16 protein-coding genes are annotated in these 17,591 nt (G+C 44.5%); 14 read left to right on the top strand and 2 right to left on the bottom strand.

Annotated elements, in window-relative coordinates; genetic code table 11:
- Positions 1 to 16 precede the first annotated feature (16 nt).
- Positions 17 to 2,194: a malate synthase G gene (locus tag L1271_RS05400; RefSeq protein ID WP_235367163.1), complete on the top strand. Its 2,178-nt coding sequence runs from the start codon at positions 17 to 19 to the stop codon at positions 2,192 to 2,194.
- 259 nt (positions 2,195 to 2,453) lie between these two features.
- On the opposite strand, the gene L1271_RS05395 is transcribed toward L1271_RS05400, so the two are convergent.
- Positions 2,454 to 2,969: a cysteine hydrolase family protein gene (locus tag L1271_RS05395; RefSeq protein WP_235367162.1), complete on the bottom strand. Its 516-nt coding sequence runs from the start codon at positions 2,967 to 2,969 to the stop codon at positions 2,454 to 2,456.
- Between the two features lie 103 nt (positions 2,970 to 3,072).
- Between L1271_RS05395 and L1271_RS05390 the strand changes: the two genes are divergently transcribed.
- The 11 genes from L1271_RS05390 to L1271_RS05340 all read left to right on the top strand — a co-directional run bounded on the left by L1271_RS05390 (position 3,073) and on the right by L1271_RS05340 (position 13,435).
- The gene (locus tag L1271_RS05390) at positions 3,073 to 3,984 is read left to right on the top strand and encodes a GlxA family transcriptional regulator (protein ID WP_102058148.1); all 912 of its coding nucleotides are present in this window, start codon (positions 3,073 to 3,075) and stop codon (positions 3,982 to 3,984) included.
- Positions 3,985 to 4,288: 304 nt separating this feature from the next.
- Complete coding sequence (locus L1271_RS05385; RefSeq protein WP_102058149.1) at positions 4,289 to 4,789, top strand: hypothetical protein; 501 nt, start codon at positions 4,289 to 4,291, stop codon at positions 4,787 to 4,789.
- A complete protein-coding gene (locus L1271_RS05380) occupies positions 4,782 to 4,994 on the top strand; it encodes a helix-turn-helix transcriptional regulator (RefSeq protein ID WP_045988593.1) in 213 nt (70 codons plus the stop codon). The genes L1271_RS05385 and L1271_RS05380 overlap by 8 nt, the downstream gene beginning before the upstream one ends.
- A 214-nt stretch (positions 4,995 to 5,208) precedes the next feature.
- Entirely contained in the window at positions 5,209 to 6,060 is an 852-nt protein-coding gene (locus L1271_RS05375) for a substrate-binding periplasmic protein (protein WP_235367160.1), read from the top strand.
- 298 nt (positions 6,061 to 6,358) lie between these two features.
- Positions 6,359 to 6,949, top strand: a complete 591-nt coding sequence (betI, locus tag L1271_RS05370) for a transcriptional regulator BetI (protein ID WP_102058151.1) — start codon at positions 6,359 to 6,361, stop codon at positions 6,947 to 6,949.
- Position 6,950: 1 nt separating this feature from the next.
- Positions 6,951 to 8,414, top strand: coding sequence for a betaine-aldehyde dehydrogenase (gene betB, locus L1271_RS05365; RefSeq protein ID WP_235367155.1), 1,464 nt, complete (start codon positions 6,951 to 6,953; stop codon positions 8,412 to 8,414).
- Positions 8,415 to 8,423: 9 nt separating this feature from the next.
- Positions 8,424 to 10,091: a choline dehydrogenase gene (gene betA, locus L1271_RS05360; RefSeq protein WP_235367153.1), complete on the top strand. Its 1,668-nt coding sequence runs from the start codon at positions 8,424 to 8,426 to the stop codon at positions 10,089 to 10,091.
- 152 nt (positions 10,092 to 10,243) lie between these two features.
- Complete coding sequence (locus L1271_RS05355) at positions 10,244 to 11,461, top strand: choline transporter (RefSeq protein WP_010376175.1); 1,218 nt, start codon at positions 10,244 to 10,246, stop codon at positions 11,459 to 11,461.
- 12 nt (positions 11,462 to 11,473) lie between these two features.
- Positions 11,474 to 12,175 carry a TorF family putative porin gene (locus tag L1271_RS05350; protein ID WP_010605551.1) on the top strand — a complete coding sequence of 234 codons (702 nt, stop codon included), beginning with the start codon at positions 11,474 to 11,476 and terminating at the stop codon, positions 12,173 to 12,175.
- Positions 12,176 to 12,281: 106 nt separating this feature from the next.
- Positions 12,282 to 12,665, top strand: a complete 384-nt coding sequence (locus L1271_RS05345) for a VOC family protein (protein ID WP_102058155.1) — start codon at positions 12,282 to 12,284, stop codon at positions 12,663 to 12,665.
- 461 nt (positions 12,666 to 13,126) lie between these two features.
- Positions 13,127 to 13,435: a cupin domain-containing protein gene (locus L1271_RS05340; protein ID WP_102058156.1), complete on the top strand. Its 309-nt coding sequence runs from the start codon at positions 13,127 to 13,129 to the stop codon at positions 13,433 to 13,435.
- A 12-nt stretch (positions 13,436 to 13,447) separates the two neighbouring features.
- Here L1271_RS05340 and L1271_RS05335 read toward each other — a convergent pair whose 3' ends face one another.
- Positions 13,448 to 14,383: a LysR family transcriptional regulator gene (locus L1271_RS05335; protein WP_102058157.1), complete on the bottom strand. Its 936-nt coding sequence runs from the start codon at positions 14,381 to 14,383 to the stop codon at positions 13,448 to 13,450.
- 122 nt (positions 14,384 to 14,505) lie between these two features.
- Here L1271_RS05335 and L1271_RS05330 point away from each other — a divergent pair, with 122 nt between their 5' ends.
- Positions 14,506 to 16,500, top strand: a complete 1,995-nt coding sequence (locus tag L1271_RS05330) for a ligand-gated channel protein (protein WP_235367419.1) — start codon at positions 14,506 to 14,508, stop codon at positions 16,498 to 16,500.
- The gene (locus tag L1271_RS05325; RefSeq protein ID WP_010605556.1) at positions 16,500 to 17,591 is read left to right on the top strand and encodes a PepSY-associated TM helix domain-containing protein; all 1,092 of its coding nucleotides are present in this window, start codon (positions 16,500 to 16,502) and stop codon (positions 17,589 to 17,591) included. Before L1271_RS05330 ends, L1271_RS05325 begins: the two co-directional genes overlap by 1 nt.

Below are 17,591 nucleotides of genomic sequence, written 5' to 3'. Positions count from 1 at the left end.
TAATCAAGGACTCTCCATGAGCAAGTATGTCACTCATTCAGGCTTCCAAATTGCGATTCCACTGGCGCACTTTGTTGAGCAATCTCTACTTCCCGGTACGGGGATCGCGGTCAATCAATTTTGGCAAGGCGTAGCGGATATTTTTTCGGAACTTGGGAAGCAAAACCAAGCGTTACTCAACAAACGCGATACCCTGCAACAGCAAATTGACGATTACCATCTCTCTCATCCTGATTGGCAGTCGGCAGAATATCGGACATTTCTTGAATCTATCGGTTATTTGCAGCCTGAGCCTGAAGATTTTGCCATCGAAACCGAGCATGTGGAGCCTGAAATTGCGAGCGCAGCCGGTCCTCAGTTAGTGGTGCCTGTCAGTAACGCAAGGTTTGCGCTCAATGCGGCGAATGCGCGCTGGGGCTCTTTGTATGATGCGCTCTATGGAACGGATGTTCTTGGCGAAGAGGATGGTGCTGAGCGTACTCAAGCCTATAATCCGAACCGTGGGTTTAAAGTAATGGCTTATGCTAGGCAGTTTCTCGATAAAGCACTGCCGTTGGCTGAAGGTTCTCACATAGAAAGTACGAACTACGCGATTCTAGACGGCAATTTGGTGATTACACTCAACGACAGCACCCAAGTTGCACTGCAAAAGCCTGATCAGCTAGTGGGTTATCAGGGGGAGGCACAAAATCCAAGCGCGGTATTGTTGCGCCACCATGATCTGCATATTGAGATCCAAATTGATCCACACCACCCGATCGGACAGGCAGACAAAGCCGGGATCAAAGATGTCGTCCTTGAGGCTGCACTTACGACAATCATGGATTGTGAAGACTCAGTTGCGGCGGTGGATGCACACGACAAAGTATTGGTATACCAAAATTGGTTAGGCTTGATGAAAGGGAGCTTGAGTGAGACCTTCGAAAAGTCAGGTCAATCGCTGACTCGGACGCTAAATGCCGACCGAAGTTACGTAGATACACAAGGCCAGCGTATGACACTAAAAGGTCGCTCTATGATGTTTGTGCGCAATGTTGGCCACCTAATGACAACGCCAGCGATACTGGATGCAGAAGGAAACGAGCAGTTCGAAGGGATCTTAGATGCCATCATGACAAGCACGGCTGCGCTGCATGATTTACAAGGCAATAGTCCGTTTAAAAACTCGACGGCAGCAAGTATCAATATCGTGAAGCCAAAGATGCACGGGCCTGAAGAAGTCGCTTTCACTGATACCCTATTTAGCCGAGTTGAAGCGCTGCTCTCGCTACCCAAAAATACCATTAAAATGGGGATTATGGATGAAGAGCGCCGTACTTCGGTAAACTTAAAAGCGTGTATTGCTGCTGCTAAGCAGCGTGTAGTATTTATCAATACTGGCTTTTTGGATAGAACAGGCGATGAAATTCATACCTCAATGCTGGCGGGCCCTGTATTGCCCAAAGTGGCAATTAAAGGACAGTCTTGGATAGCGGCCTATGAAGATCAAAACGTGGATATTGGCCTTAAAACCGGTTTTAGGAAAAAGGCACAAATAGGCAAAGGAATGTGGCCAATGCCAGATAAAATGGCGCTGATGATGGAGCAAAAGCAAGGCCATCCTGAGTCCGGTGCTAATACTGCATGGGTGCCCTCTCCTACCGCAGCAACGCTCCATGCGATGCACTATCACTATGTAGATGTGTTTGCACGCCAACTTGAGATAAAAACACGTCAGCAAGCATCGCTCGATAACTTACTCACGCCCCCGCTGATGTTAGAAAACGATTTGTCTGCGGAGGATATTCAAGCCGAATTAGACAATAATGCGCAGGGCATTTTGGGCTACGTGGTGCGCTGGATAGAACAAGGCGTAGGTTGCTCAAAAGTGCCTGATATCAATCACGTTGGATTAATGGAAGACAGAGCAACGCTTAGGATCTCAAGCCAGCATATCGCTAACTGGTTATATCATGGCATTTGTAGCGAAGAGCAAGTGGAAAAAACTTTTAGGCGCATGGCGGCTGTAGTAGATGGTCAAAACGAAGGTGACAGCCTCTACCAACCAATGCTCAATGACCATAAACCGCTTAGTGAAAACCTTGCCTATAAAGCGGCGTTATCTTTGGTATTTGAAGGCCGAGTTCAACCCAATGGTTACACCGAGCCGCTACTTCACGCCTATCGACAAGCCTACAAATCGCAGGCTAATTAGCACCTTTTCATTTCGATGTCATTCAAATCAAGGCTGGTTAATCCAGCCTTTTTGGTTTTTCTGCTTGTGTCGAGGTAAACCTCGACCTACGTTGGATTTGTAGGTCGTGATTTATCACGACGAGCTTTTTCATCTGGATTGTTAAGGTGCTTGTCGAGATATGTGTTGAGATATGTGTCGAGGCAAGCCTCGACCTACGTTGGGTTTGTAGGTCGTGATTTATCACGACGAGCTGCTATTTATATCTCGCAGTTATAGGCTATATTTGCGACACGGTAATCAAAGGTACTCGTGTTGAAACACCGTTGAGTGCAATTTTGTGGATCATTTCATCTATGGTAGTGCAACAATCACTGAGAATGTAGACATTGTACTGCTCCGCCGATTTCGATAGCGCGGTATGGGTTACACAGTTTTGTGTCATCATGCCGCAGATATATAAAGTGTCGATACCTTTAGATTGGAGCAAATCATTTAAGGAGGTTTGCTCAAAGCTGTCGGCATAGGACTTTACGATATGGTGGCCGTTTTCTTGCGCTTGGCGTAGGCCATTATGAAGCTCGACACCGCTTGTGTCGGCATTGAAAAATGGTGCTTTTCCTTGCTCTGGATTAGCTATGTGCTGGACATAAATGACTTCCATGTTTTGCTCTGCTGCTTTTTTGATAGCAGTATTGATGTTTGCTAGTGTATTTTCGCTATTCCATAACGGGAAAAACCCTCCAAGAAAGTAGTCATTTTGAATGTCGATCACCAATAGTCCGCTGTTGTTCATTTCTTTTACCTCGTTGGTTAATTTGCAGAGGTATTGTGCTGGAGTTGTAACTTTGACTGGAGTGTCTAAAATGACATTTTTGAGTTCAAATTCGACAATGTAGATGAAACCAATCAAAGTGGCGATTTGTCACTATCCTCACGCGATGAAGTCGGCTGTGTATGGTCTAGAAGAGCTGTTTTTTCTAGCTGATAGAATTTGTATCGAAGAGTCACAGGATACCCGCTTTACAACACATGTTGTCACCTTTAGTAGTGCTGTAAAGGGGGATTACAATATTGTGTTATTGCCGCCGAGTGTTAGTTCTGATTATTACCTCAAACCTGAACCTCAATTACTTGCTTGGTTAACCGAGCAGCACCAACAAGGTGCAGTTATCGCCTCTGCCTGTGCGGGGGCTTTTATACTTGCGGCCTCGGGGCTAAGTCATCAGCGCTTACTTACCACGCATTGGGGGTTAACTGAGGCATTTAAACGGCACTTTCCTAACCAGCCTATTGATACACGAAAAATTTTAATCGATCACAATGATATTATGTCGGCTGGCGGTATGATGTCATGGCTTGATCTTGGATTAGAGCTAGTCAAAAAATATAGTGGTCACTTGGTCATGCGCAAGTTAGGCAAAACGCTTGTCGTAGATACGGCTCAGCGGGAGCAGAGCTACTATCATCAATTTCAGCCAAACTTTCAACATGGTGACGATGCTGTGCTGCGCGCTCAGCAATATATTAACACCCGTTATGGTCACAATATTTCAATTACAGAACTAGCTGATATCGCTCTACTTACGCAAAGAACCTTACAGCGACGTTTTGCTAAGGTGCTCGGACTCAATCCAAATCAATATCTGCAACGGTTTCGGGTGCAGAAAATGTGTGATTTATTAGAAAGCACGAGCAAGCCATTTGATTGGATTGCGCACCAGGTAGGATACGAGGATACGACAGCCTGCCGTAAGGTGTTTAATAAATGTATGGGCTTAACACCAAGCGAATTTCGAAAGCGTTTCTAGTTAACCTGAACCCGGGATAACAACTTGTTCTCTAGCAGCTGTTACCCCTTACTACTGCGTTAAATTTGCTTGCAATAGGCCAGCTATTGACGCACAAATTTGCCTTGTATTAAGAAATAACTTCTGGCTAGAGTGATATTACACTTTTGAGCTTAGGGATTTTAGTTTAATAACTAACTTCTTATCCCGAGTTCAGGTTGGTTATTTAAACTTTACTTAAAGTAAAAAATATTTGACTTGTTGTTGAGCAAAGTTTACGCTTTCAATGTAAAAAATACTTAACCTTGAGTAAAGTGAGGGTAACATGGAAAGCAACAATAAGATTAAAGCGTTTTTAGACTCGTTGAGTTTCCGTGACTTAACGATTGCGATAGAGTTTTTGGTAACAGGTTATATCTTGTATTTTTATTTAGGCGAAATAACAGCGGCTACAGAGCAGTTACGTCAAGATCCGAGTTGGGTATCAGGATTGTTGCTTAAGGTGATTGTTATTTCTATCGTGACATCTATTGCAGGTCAGCTGCTACTGAGCTTTGTTAGCGATAAAGATATGGATAAGCCGTTAGATGAGCGTGAAAAATTGATTGCGCTATCTGGATGCAAACCTGCCTACTGGGTGCTTCAGGTTGGTGTGTGTATCTCTATTTTCCAGTATTCTGCTGAAGCGCAAAATTGGTCGCAAGCGCTTCCTTTTGAACTACCATTTTCACCACTTCATATTTTAGTGATTGCATTTTTGCTGGCTGAATTGGTCGGTTATGGAACTCAGCTCGTCAAAGCTCGTTTGGGAGCTGTGTATGGCTGATTTACCAATAAAAAACAAAATCAGAATGCTACGTTTTATGAGCGGTGAAATGACACAAAAAGAGCTTGCTGAGCGAGTGGGTGTTACGAGACAAACGATTATGGCGATCGAGGCTGCAAAATACTCCCCTTCGCTTGAGGTAGCATTTAAGATAGCGCATGTATTTAATGTCTCTATTGAAGAGGTATTCGAATATCAGCCATGAAGTGCCAAAACAAGCGTGATGTAAAGGGGGTTTACGTCACGCTTTTTTGTTTCTGTGAGCACAGATACGCTTTTTGACTTAAATAGTTTAATAATTAGGCATTGTAATCTAGGCTTTAGGTAAATATATTGTTACTACTAAAGATAGTGCCTATGCAATGAACAGAGCCGTCATGTTATAAGGCCGATTGTCATAGACTTGCTCACGAGGTGTCATGGTTAAGCAGTACATATCAGTGAATAACTTGATTGGCATGGCTATATTGGTGTGGGGCTTGGTAATCCCCCCTGCCAGTGCAAGCGAATGCAGTAAAACGGTGAATATCGGCGTTGTTGCCGATTGGCCGCCATTAACTGTATTTGATGAGCTTGGACCTTGGGGCCTAGACGTAGACATTGCCGAAATGGTGTTCCAGCATGTTGCCGTGTGTACCACCTATATTCGCCTCCCTTCCAGCGCTCGCACTTTTGAAGAAATGTCAAAAGGAGTGATAGATGTCGCAGTAATGGTTAGCTACACTAAAGATAGAGAAGCATACGGAGATTTCTCTCTGCCCTACCGTTTTGAACGTATGCGATTATTTTCGTTATCACCTCCCACAGCGCTTGCCGATTTAGCTTCATTACTAAAGCAATCGAAAACCATAGGGTTGAGCATCGGATCTTACTATGGAGAGGAACTTGATAAGCTTAAACAAGATCCCCGCTATAAAGATCAATTTGTGAGTATTGCCAGTGCGCAACGGCGGGTTGAAATGCTAATGAAAGCGCGCGTTGATTTTATTGTGGATGATGTGATCACGGGGAACTATTTTATCAAAGAGCGAGGGCTTGACGCTGCGCAGGCTTGGCCTTACGTGGTACATGATAACCAAGTACACTTTTTGCTGCGTAAAAATGTTTTTAGTGCGAGGCTGAAAAGTAAAATTGATGAGGCGATCTTAGCGCTTAAACCTAAGATTGAATTGTTAGTAGCGAGTTATCAGTCAAACGCGTCTTTTGGGGTTTCCACTGTCTCAAATAGGTTTCCTAGTTACCAACCGTTACTGCTTTCAAATCTTGACTAGCAAGGATGTTTAGTCGTACTCAGTTCCATCATTTGGTTCGGTTTTGGTTGTTTTATAGCCAAACCAAACTTAATCAAATTGTCACATCAAAACGGTAAATTATCGCAAATACCTGCAAAATCTCAGATTTTTTAAAATTTTTAAGATTTTTTGTAATCCTTTAAAACCCCTTAGCTATCATGGGATTAACCTAGGTACAAACGTCAAAAATTTGGCTTTTTACAAAAAGTCAACCTTGAAGTCTCATCTTTATCACCCTAAGCTTTATTTTAATTGAACGGTCAATTAATAAAAAGCTATGCCAAAAGTCGGAATGGAACCTGTTCGTCGTCAGCAGCTAATTGACGCCACTTTAGAGTCAGTTGCCGAGTTAGGATTACAAGCAACCACTATTAATAGTATCAGTAAAAGAGCGGGTCTCTCATCGGGGATCATCAGCCACTATTTTGGTGGTAAACAAGGCTTGATCGAAGCAACCGTGCGCTATCTATTAAACAACTTGAAATACAGTTTGTTGGACAAAACCTGCGGTGGTTGTAGTGCCGAGCAGCGACTCATGTATATCGTAGAAGCTAACTTTGCCATGGTACAGCAGCAGTCAAATACGACGCGTACCTGGTTGAGTTTTTGGGCGCAATCTATGCACGATGATGAACTTCACCGACTACAGCGCGTTAACAGTCGCCGTCTGCAGAGTAACCTAGCGACTTCGTTTGCTGCTTTTATGCCGCGAGCACAGGCAAAAGAAGCGGCTGAGCTTGCCGCCGGTATGATTGACGGACTTTGGTTAAGAGCGGTGCTAAGCAAAGCTGACCATCATGCGTTTCATCACAGTGAAACGCTCGCAAAACGCTACATTCAATCACTTATTAAGCAGTTTGGAGGATAATGTGACAGTCCCTGTATATCAAAATTTTATTCATGGCCAGTTCTTGGCAAACCACTCAGGCGAAAAGTTTGCAGTAAAAAATCCAGCAACGGATGAAGTGATCTACGAGGTAGAGGTTGCCGATAGTCATGTTCAGCAAGCTGCGATTGAAAGTGCCAAAGCGGGCTTTGCATTATGGTCAGCGATGGCGCCAATTGAGCGTAGTCGTGTTTTACATAAAGCGGTATCTCTGCTGCGCGAGCGCAACGATGAGCTTGCCAAGATTGAGGTGTTAGATACAGGTAAACCTTGGCAAGAGGCGGAATGTGTAGACATTCAAACTGGCGCTGATGTGATTGAATATTTTGCAGGGTTGGCTCCCGCTCAAGTTGGCACTCAGCAGCCTGTGGGAGGGGACTTTTTCTATACTCGTAAAGAGCCCTTGGGGATTTGTGCAGGCATTGGCGCGTGGAATTATCCACTGCAAATTGCGTGTTGGAAATCAGGCCCTGCACTTGCCGCTGGTAACGCCCTCATTTTCAAGCCATCGGAAGAAACACCACTAGGCGCGATTAAGCTGGCCGAAATATTTATTGAAGCCGGTGTCCCTGCGGGCGTATTCAATGTGGTACAAGGTGCCGCTGAGGTGGGCCAATGGCTAACTACCAGCCCTGATATTGAAAAAGTATCGTTCACCGGTGAAGTGGGTACTGGCAAAAAAGTAATGCAAAGTGCGGCAAGCAATTTAAAAGAAGTGACGATGGAGCTAGGCGGCAAATCACCGCTTATCGTTTTTGAAGATGCTGATATCTCTCAAGCGATAAGTGCCGCGATGTTGGGCAACTTTTACACCCAAGGTGAAGTGTGTACCAACTGCACACGCGTATTTGTACAGCGTAAGGTTTACGACGCCTTTTTAGCTGAGTTAAAGCAGCGTACCGAACAAAATATCATCGCGGGCGATCCGCTCGATCCAAACGTAAATCTTGGCGCCCTAATCTCAAAGCAGCATCACACACTGGTGATGGATTACATTGAAAAAGGCAAAGCTGAAGGTGCAACCGTACTGACCGGTGGTGAGGCACTTAGTCCTGAAACCGCGCCAAACGGCTACTTTGTCGCACCGACCGTATTTATCGACTGTCATGATGACATGACCATAGTGAAAGAAGAGATCTTTGGCCCAGTGATGTCGGTATTGGTATTCGATGACGAGGAAGAAGTCATTCAACGTGCAAACAACACCCACTTAGGTTTGGCCGCGGGTGTATTTAGTAGAGATATTCAACGTGTACACCGTGTCATCCACCAGCTAGAAGCTGGCATTTGTTGGATCAATAGTTATGGCAACTCACCCGCTGAAATGCCCGTTGGAGGCTATAAGCAGTCGGGCATTGGCCGCGAAAATGGCATCGAGACGCTAGATCAATATACCCAGACTAAGTCTGTGTATATTGGTATGAGCGATATTGAAAGTCCATTTTAATCGAGGAGTATGATGACTGATTTTGATTATATTATCGTAGGTGCAGGCTCTGCAGGCTGTGTGCTTGCAAACCGCCTATCGGAAAATCCAGCGCACAAAGTGCTACTACTCGAAACTGGCGGTAGTGATAAGAGTATTTTTATTCAGATGCCAACTGCGCTATCTATTCCAATGAATACCGATAAATATGCTTGGCAGTTCCATACTGAGCCAGAGCCGCACTTAGACAATCGCGTTATGCATTGTCCTCGCGGCAAGGTACTTGGTGGTTCATCGTCAATCAATGGCATGGTGTACGTTCGAGGTCATGCTAAAGACTTTGACGAGTGGCAAGACAGTGGTGCTCAAGGTTGGGATTATCAGTCTTGTTTACCTTACTTCAAGCGCGCTGAATCTTGGTATTTAGGTGGCGACGAGTACCGTGGTGAGCAAGGTCCGCTTGGCACCAATAATGGTAATGAAATGGCAAACCCGCTCTATCGCGCCTTTATTAGCGCCGGTGAGCAAGCGGGTTATGCGTTTACTAAAGACTATAACGGTGAGCAGCAAGAAGGCTTTGGGCCAATGCATATGACCGTAAAAGGTGGTAAGCGTTGTTCATCAAGTCGCGCCTATTTAGATCCAATTAAACATCGCAGTAACCTCACCATAGTCACGGGTGCCTTGGTACAAAAAGTACTGTTAGATGGCAAAACCGCTACAGGCGTTGAATACAGTGTGAAAGGAAACCTGAAAAAAGCGAATGCAGCGAAGGAAGTGATCCTAAGTGCAGGTTCAATCGGTTCACCGCACTTATTACAATTATCTGGAATTGGCGATAAAGAAGCGTTGACTACCGCAGGCGTTGAAGTAAAACACCATTTACCCGGAGTGGGCAAAAACCTTCAAGATCACTTGGAGTTTTATTTCCAATACAAGTGTAAGCAGCCCATCACCTTGAATGGCAAGTTGGGGTTAATTTCTAAAGGCTTGATCGGTGCAAGATGGTTACTTGATAAGTCAGGTCTTGGCGCGACCAACCACTTTGAGTCTTGTGCTTTTATTCGTTCGAAAGCGGGCGTTGAGTGGCCAGATCTTCAGTACCACTTTTTACCTGCGGCGATTCGCTACGATGGAAAGAGTGCCTTTGATGGTCATGGGTTCCAAGTTCATGTCGGCCACAATAAACCAAAGAGCCGTGGTGAAGTAACGATTAAGTCAGCAGATCCAACGGTGGCGCCTAAAATACAGTTTAATTACCTAGCTGAACAAGAAGACATCGAAGGGTTTAGAGCTTGTGTGCGACGCACGCGTGAAATCATTGAGCAGAGTGCGTTTGATGATTTTCGGGAGAGCGAGATCCAACCTGGTGAGCAAGTGCAAACCGATGAAGAAATCGATGCCTTTGTGCGTCAAGCGGTAGAAAGTGCTTATCATCCTTCTTGTTCATGCAAAATGGGTGAGGATGAAATGGCGGTTGTAGACTCGCAAACCCGTGTGCACGGTGTAAAGGGGCTACGCGTTGTGGATTCATCTATCTTCCCGACCATTCCAAACGGCAACCTCAATGCGCCGACTATTATGGTCGCGGAAAAAGCAGCGGATATGATTTTAGGCAATTCGCCACTTGTCGCTGAGGGAGCAAACGTTGCTATGACACAAAACTGGCAACAGGTTCAACGTAGTTCGGAGATCTAGTTTCGCCACTCGTATGGGAAAGTTCGTGCCCCATATGAGGCCTGCAGTGGCATGCAGTGCAAATCGTTTGCACTGCATTAATGCGGGAATAATGTAAATAAAAACAACGGAGAAAAAAATGAGTTACTTCTATCAATTTTGGGAGGGTGACAATGACAGTATGGCTTAGTGCAGGCATCATTTTCACCCTATTGGCAATTGCCTTTATTTTATTGAAGTGGGGGAATTTACAGTGCGTTGGTGTTACACCGGTTAAAACGTTCACTTTTATTGCAATCTTATTTACTTCTGGCCTAGATGTTGGCCTGATCATGTTTCCGCTTACGGAGTTTGCGGGTTACGCAGACATAAAAGCAAGCCCAGAGTATGCATTTACTAATCCGCTGGCCATAGAGTTTGGCTTTTGGGGATTTTTAATCTGGGGGTTCTACTTTCTTACGTGCTTTTATTTCTGCGTAATAGAGCCCAAAGTGAAATTCTTTGAAATTCCTTGGGTTAAATTCATTAATAACCTAGTTATTATCGGTACTTGTGCGTTTACCGCATTCTTATTGTTGTCTAATCTACCTTGGTATTTGCCAAGCTTAGGTGACGGTGAGTCGGTTATTCCTAGTTTCTATTTGATAGTGTTTGCGGCGATTGCTTTTGCGGTTTATTCAAGCACCAGCCTGAAGTACGTGCGCTTTTTAAGCATTACGACTACTTGGGTCTTTATCGGTTTAATCGCCTTTATGTGGGCGTCAGCGTTTGTCTTTGGTGACAGTGCAATGTCGAGTTATACCAACAACTTGGCGCTGATCGGTGGCTATTTTACTAATTTAGATCAGTTTGTGCTGCCACTGAATGACTATCACGAGTTCTATCTATTCTGGTGGTTTGCGTGGAGTATCATGATTGGGCAATTCACATCGCGTTTTGTCGGTGGTTTGAAAACCTATCAAGTGCTAGCGGCGATGTTGATTTTCCCGTCTATTCCAATCGCAGCATGGTTTAGTGTGCTTTATCACTACCATGAGGCTGGGATCCCAACTGCGGGTATTAAAAACTTTGCAATGGTCTTCGTTGGCGTGGTGTTTGTAATTAACTCACTCGACTCTTTGATCCGCCTATATACAGACAACCTAAACCTTACAGTTAGCCGTTTAGGAAAAAGAAACTATATTTTATTTAATATCGTGGCGTTATCACTGCTTACGCTGTTATTTAAACTAAACTTTTTACAGATCCAATGGGTTGGTGCGTTAGTTATAGGCTTGTTCTTCTCATGTTTTGGTTACATTGCTTATAGCAAATACAAAACTGTGAGCAAGATTGATAGCTCGCCAAAAGACAACCTTATCGACTTTAGAAAAATTGAATCAGTAAACTAGGGATACAACTACATGACAACCTTAAAGAAAACACTTTGTGCACTACCACTTTTACTCGCGTCTAACTATGCGGCGGCAGACTGGTCTGCAACCCTAACGGGTGTATCTGATTATACCTTTAACGGTGTGAGTCAAACGCAAAATGACCCAGCCCTACAAGGCAGTATAGATAAAGCCTTTTCAAACGGTGTATATGCTGGAAGCTGGGCGTCTAACGTCGATTTTGGTGGTGACACAGATCTAGAGTGGGACTTTTACGTTGGTCGCTTCGTCGAGCTGAACCAAAGCTGGAGCGTTGACTATGGTATTGCTTACTATTCTTATCATGGTGGTGACAACTCAAGCGACGGTAACTATCCAGAGATCTATACTAAGTTTGGTTACGCCAGTGAATTTGGCCAAACCGAATTTAATTTCTGGTACAGCTGGGATTATTTTGGTACCGAAGCGGGTCACACTATTGCGATGGTAGCACATACTTTTGAAATTGCAGAAGGTCATGCACTAAGAGCAAGCTTTGATATCTCCAATTCATTGGATGGCGATAAATATACGTGGGATGGTAACGATAAATCTTACAATCACTATCGCCTTGCTTATCAAACTGCATTTAAAGGGTTTGATATTGAAGTGGCGGCTGAAAATACGAGCCTAGATTGGGATACGGCAGATGAACGTATTGTACTTTCTGTGTCGAGAACATTTGCTTTGTAACTTGCATTAAGATGTGATGATTGTAATACCAGCCTAATCTAGGCTGGTATTTTTTTACGTTTAAGGCAAAATGTTTAAAAAGTGCACTGTAGTAAGAAAAACAATCATGAACCTCAATCAAGTTACGCTGCCTGTCGATGATATGACTGCAGCTTGTCAATTCTATCGAACGCTCGGCTTTACTCAAATTGTTGATACGCCGCATTATGCTCGATTTGAATGTCCTGAAGGTAATGCAACCTTCTCGTTGTCGCTAGAAGTGCCCCCTATCAGCAATGGTGCAGTTATTTACTTTGAACATGAACAGTTAGATGAGTGGGTCTCAGAGCTAGAGACTCGAGGTATTTTATTTGAGCAGCTCCCGACTGAACAGCGCTACCTGTGGCGAGAAGCCATATTGTTTGATCCCGCAGGGAACAAGATAAAATTGTACTGGGCAGGAGAAAATCGACTGGATCCTCCATGGCGTGTGGAACTCAAGGGATTTTAGAAAACTCCAAACTTATTCATTTAATGTTAAATTATATTTTACAAATTTTGTTAAATTATGTAACTTTAATGGCGACTGTACAGCTAGGCAAGAGGTCCGAGTGGAGTCGCTAAAGTTGGGTGGTTTTCATACCAGTTGTATTAAGTAAATGATCTATCTTGAAGCGGGGAAATAGCTTTAGTAGCAAGGCAAAAATTTTGCTATTTAGTTGTTCTAAATGAGAAATTTTTAACGAAGCTAATATGCTATTTCACCCTTCAAATTGATTAGAGAATTAATTCAATTGGTATCACTAATCGCCTGATGGATTGTTTTGAAAGATTGAGAGCGATGTATTGAACATTTCTATCGATCAAGTTGTACCATTCTCCCAATTTGCCGCTACTAGATAAATGGATGTGCTTGTTGCGGCAAATTATTTCTCTATCCTTGACTAATTGCTAGGCCCTAGTTTCAAGCTTATGAACTTTCTAAAAGATATTCCAGCTGATTTAACTGAAGAAGTTTTTGAGACGGTACTTTCTCATTCAAATATTCGTATTGAACGGATAGTATCAAACGGCCATACCTCTCCTAGCTCTGGATATTATGACCAAGATGAAAACGAGTGGGTGCTGGTGTTGCAGGGCTGCGCTGAACTAATCTTTGGTGACGGTAAAACGATAACCTTAAAAGCGGGTGATAGCCTTAACATTCCCGCACACCAAAAGCACAAAGTAAGCTACACAGACACTTTAGAGCCAACTATTTGGCTTGCTATTTTTTACTAATCAAAACTTAGGTTAAATAAAACTAAAGTCGCCAACAAAGACTTGGCTGTCGTTGGAAACTTGGGTAAACCACTCTTTTAGGCTTTCAATTGCAGCGGTTGTTTTTGCTGCAACAGTATTGCGGTGTGGCGTCACGGCATAAACACTATATTCTCTTAATGACCACTCAGTACACAATCTTTTTAGTCTACCTGATGAAAGGTGGTGCCTAATTTCTGGTTCAGGTAAAACACCATAGCCGATGCCATCTAGCGTGAGCTGAATGCAAGCCTGCATATTATTCACCATAAAACGTGCTGTTGGCAGCGCCACTTGCTGATGAGTTTGTTGATGGCTCAAATGATAGGGGTTTTGTTTGCTACTCGAATGACCAATCAAAGCGTGAGGCGCTAAGCTTTCTGGGTGCGATATATTGAGTTGTGCCAATGGATGGTGGCAACTAACGCAGGGGATAAGTTGCCAGTCAGCAAGATGACGAGCAATGAGGTTTGAGTCCTGTAAAGGGCCTATACAGATAGCCAAGTCGACACCTTCAGTAATGATGTCAATGGGCTCGTCAGTCAGGATCAAATCGACTTTTATTTGTGGAAACTGTTCACTCAAATAGCGCAGTGGCATACTGAGTAGCCCTCCTCCAAACCCGATGGGGGCAGAAATCTTCAATATGCCAGATGGCGTATGTTGTAATAACTCAAGTTCATGCTCTGCCTGTTCTGCGGTTTGCAGTATTTGTATCGCGGACTTGTAATAGATAGTACCAGCTTCAGTGAGTGTTAGGCTGCGAGTATTACGATTAAATAAACTTAGGCCTATGTCTTGCTCTAATTTACTGATCTGCTGGCTAACGGCTGAGGTGGTCATGTGCAATAAGTCAGCGGCTTTGCTCATACTGCCTGCTTCTACTGTTTTGGCGAACACTTTAAGTCCGCGAGTCAATTTTTGATTCATTGTTAAGCCCTGCTTAAAATACCTTTAAGAAAAATCGCATTGCTCCAAAATACGCAATCATCATAACATTACAAATGAAAATAATTGTTATTTATCTTGTATTCTATCATGGAGGTTTCTCGATGTTGATGGCCTGTCGTAGTTTGGCGCCACTCTCTTTAGCTGTTGCAGCTGCCCTGCCTTTTTCCTCACTTGCACAAAGTGATGCAAAATCAGAAATAAAAGAAGAGATGGAAGTGATCGTCGTATCCGCTTCTGGATTTGAGCAACTGCTAAAAAATGCGCCGGCGTCTGTTAGCGTTATCAACCAAGAGGAGCTACAGCAGCGCTTTTATCGAGACCTTACCGATGCCATGACAGATGTTCCCGGAGTTGTAGTAACTGGAGGCGGAGACAGGGAAGATATTAGCCTTCGCGGCATGGGCAGTCAGTACACGCTTATCTTAGTCGACGGGCAAAGACAAAGTTCGCGTGAGACTCGGCCAAATAGTGACGGTCCAGGTGTTGAAGGTGCATGGACGCCTCCTGTTGCTGCCATCGAACGTATCGAAGTTGTACGCGGGCCTATGTCTTCGCTGTATGGCTCTGATGCAATTGGCGGCGTAATTAACATTATCACTAAAAAAACGCCTGACGAGTGGCATGGAGAAGTCAGAGTTGACGCAACCAGCCAAGAAAACAGTCGCTCAGGTGATATTTATCAGGCTAATTTCTTTGCAGCAGGCTCGCTAATCAAAGATACCTTAGGGGTACAAATTTACGGCCAAACTACGCACAGAGATGAAGACGAAATCGTGTCTGGCTTTAGAGGTCGCGATGCAGATACGCTGAAGGTAAAACTGGCCTATACACCATCAGATGAACACGAATGGTTATTGGATTATGGTATTGCTTCACAAACGCTTGATGCCACGCTAGGTAAAACGGTAGCACCGCTTGCGCCAGGTGAGCCGTGTGGCCGCCGTGGTTGTCCTGAGTCCACTACAACCGAATACGATAGTGAGTCAATCTCTTTGACGCATAACGGTTATTGGTCATTTGGTAGCTCTCGTAGTTACCTAAAACATGAAGAGTTTGATAATAAATCCCGCGAGATGACGGTCAAAAACGTAGACTTCCAGTCTCTTTGGACGTTACCGCTTGGCGAGTCTCATACTAGCTCAATCGGTGTTGCCTATCTTAATGAAGATTTGACCGACAAAACCAGTAACCGCATTAGTGATTTGCAGCAAGTTGACAACGATCAGTGGTCGGTATTTGCTGAGGATGAGTGGCGCATCGTTGAGCCATTTGCCCTGACTATGGGCCTACGCTACGACAAAGACGGTAACTTTGGCGGCCACGTTAGCCCGCGCTTATACGGTGTTTATACTGCATCAGAGGCGGTGACGGTTAAAGGTGGGATCTCAACCGGCTTTAGAGCGCCGAACTTGCGTCAAAGTACTGCGGCGTGGGGCCAAGTGAGTCGTGGTGGCAATATTTATGGAAATCCAGGCTTAAGCCCTGAAACCTCAATTAATTACGAGGTAGGTGTATACGTTGAGCTTGCTAAAGGGATCAGCACCTCAGCAACGGTATTCTATAACGAGTTTGACGATAAAATTTCACGGGTTTCGTGCCCACTAACTCAATGCACGGACGGCCCTAACGAGTTTGGCTCGTTACCGACAACCTATGTCAACGTTGATGAAGCCGTAACCCAAGGTGGTGAAATTAGCTTCTCGGGTCAATTGACGGAAAAACTAAAGCTTAACGCAAACTATACCTACACAGATTCGGAGCAAAAAACCGGAGTGTATGCTGGTAGCCCGTTAAACCAGTTACCTAAACATCTGTTCCAAACTTCGCTTAATTATCAGTATTCTGATGAGCTGAGCACGTGGTTACGCTTCCATTATCGTGGTGAAGAAAGCCAGCCTGTAACAGGGCCTTCGCAAAGTAGCTTGGTCGCACCTTCGTATAACCTAACTGATTTAGGTGCAAATTATCAACTGAACGAAGCAACTAAGCTTGGATTTGGGATTTACAACCTCTTCGATGAAGAAATTACTGAAGCAGAATACGGCTACTTTGAAGATGGTCGTCGCTATTGGGCTTCATTGGCGTGGAGCTTTTAATGACACGAGCTCGCTCAGCGGCTAAGTCGTCGAATCGGCGACTTAAAAAGCTGTTTGATTGGCGCACTTGGCATTGGATGAGCTCTGCCGTGTGTTTGGTGGGAATGCTGCTGTTTGCCGTGACTGGGATCACCTTAAATCACGCAAGCCAGATAGAAGCTGCACCTACTACATATGCTAAAGAAGCGGTGCTGCCAAGCGCTCTGTTGACCCAGCTTAACGCGGCGGCAGAGCAAACAGCGCTGCCACACAGCTTTCAATCTTGGTATCAGTCACACACAGGCTCGGCGTTACCTGCACTACAGCAAGTGCAGTGGAGTGAGTACGAATTGTATGTTGCGCTGCCAAGAGCTGGTGGCGATGGCTGGTTTAGCATCGCCCTTGATAGCGGTGAGTTTTATCAAGAGATCACGGATCGTGGTTGGGTATCATACCTTAACGATCTTCACAAAGGACGTAATACAGGATTTGCATGGCGTATGTTTATTGATGTGTTTTCAGTAGCTTGTGTAGTGTTTTCACTCACAGGGTTATGGCTTTTATACAAGCATTCTCGAGGAAGAAAGTCGACTTGGCCGCTCGTAGCAGCAGGCTTTGTATTACCTGTTTTAGTGCTGATGGTACCCGCGCACGCTAAAGCTGATGAAGTTGAAATCACTATCCCGCGCTTAAACGTTGCGGAATATCACCCACCTTATGTAGCAGTATGGCTGGCAGACAGCAAACAACAGCGAGTTGCCGATATTGCTGTTTGGTATGACGTTAACATGGCCGATAAAGAGGGTGAAAAGTGGTTAAAAGACTTACGCCTTTGGTGGCGTAGAAGCGGTCGTAGCCTATCCATGCCTGTAGATGGCGTGACTGGTGCTACAAGGCGTCCTGGTACGGCAAAGATTGATTTAACCCCTTGGCGCGATGAGTTTAAAGCCTTACCTGCGGGTGAGTACACGCTGTTTGTAGAGGCTGCTCGTGAGCTTGGAGGTCGTGAAGTATTGAAACTGCCAGTGACCTTACCTATCACTGCACCTGTCACTGTGATTGCAGAAGGTAAATCTGAACTCGCTACAACAATTTTAACAATGGAGCCTTAA

Origin of the sequence: Pseudoalteromonas sp. OF5H-5 (genome assembly GCF_021530695.1) — a bacterium.
In the GTDB taxonomy this organism is placed as follows: Bacteria; Pseudomonadota; Gammaproteobacteria; order Enterobacterales; family Alteromonadaceae; genus Pseudoalteromonas.
The sequence above is the reverse complement of the archived record's forward strand: the minus strand, read 5'-3'. Positions and strand labels throughout refer to the sequence as shown.

Excerpts from the sequence above, each read along its gene's own strand:
- L1271_RS05400 (WP_235367163.1), top strand. The coding sequence starts at position 17 with ATGAGCAAGTATGTCACTCATTCAGGCTTCCAAATTGCGATTCCACTG.
- betI (WP_102058151.1), top strand. The coding sequence starts at position 6,359 with ATGCCAAAAGTCGGAATGGAACCTGTTCGTCGTCAGCAGCTAATTGAC.
- L1271_RS05385 (WP_102058149.1), top strand. The coding sequence starts at position 4,289 with ATGGAAAGCAACAATAAGATTAAAGCGTTTTTAGACTCGTTGAGTTTC.
- L1271_RS05325 (WP_010605556.1), top strand. The coding sequence starts at position 16,500 with ATGACACGAGCTCGCTCAGCGGCTAAGTCGTCGAATCGGCGACTTAAA.
- L1271_RS05330 (WP_235367419.1), top strand. The coding sequence starts at position 14,506 with ATGTTGATGGCCTGTCGTAGTTTGGCGCCACTCTCTTTAGCTGTTGCA.
- L1271_RS05335 (WP_102058157.1), bottom strand. The coding sequence starts at position 14,383 with ATGAATCAAAAATTGACTCGCGGACTTAAAGTGTTCGCCAAAACAGTA.
- L1271_RS05350 (WP_010605551.1), top strand. The coding sequence starts at position 11,474 with ATGACAACCTTAAAGAAAACACTTTGTGCACTACCACTTTTACTCGCG.
- betA (WP_235367153.1), top strand. The coding sequence starts at position 8,424 with ATGATGACTGATTTTGATTATATTATCGTAGGTGCAGGCTCTGCAGGC.
- L1271_RS05380 (WP_045988593.1), top strand. The coding sequence starts at position 4,782 with ATGGCTGATTTACCAATAAAAAACAAAATCAGAATGCTACGTTTTATG.
- L1271_RS05395 (WP_235367162.1), bottom strand. The coding sequence starts at position 2,969 with ATGAACAACAGCGGACTATTGGTGATCGACATTCAAAATGACTACTTT.
- L1271_RS05340 (WP_102058156.1), top strand. The coding sequence starts at position 13,127 with ATGAACTTTCTAAAAGATATTCCAGCTGATTTAACTGAAGAAGTTTTT.
- L1271_RS05375 (WP_235367160.1), top strand. The coding sequence starts at position 5,209 with ATGGTTAAGCAGTACATATCAGTGAATAACTTGATTGGCATGGCTATA.
- L1271_RS05345 (WP_102058155.1), top strand. The coding sequence starts at position 12,282 with ATGAACCTCAATCAAGTTACGCTGCCTGTCGATGATATGACTGCAGCT.
- L1271_RS05390 (WP_102058148.1), top strand. The coding sequence starts at position 3,073 with ATGAAACCAATCAAAGTGGCGATTTGTCACTATCCTCACGCGATGAAG.
- L1271_RS05355 (WP_010376175.1), top strand. The coding sequence starts at position 10,244 with ATGACAGTATGGCTTAGTGCAGGCATCATTTTCACCCTATTGGCAATT.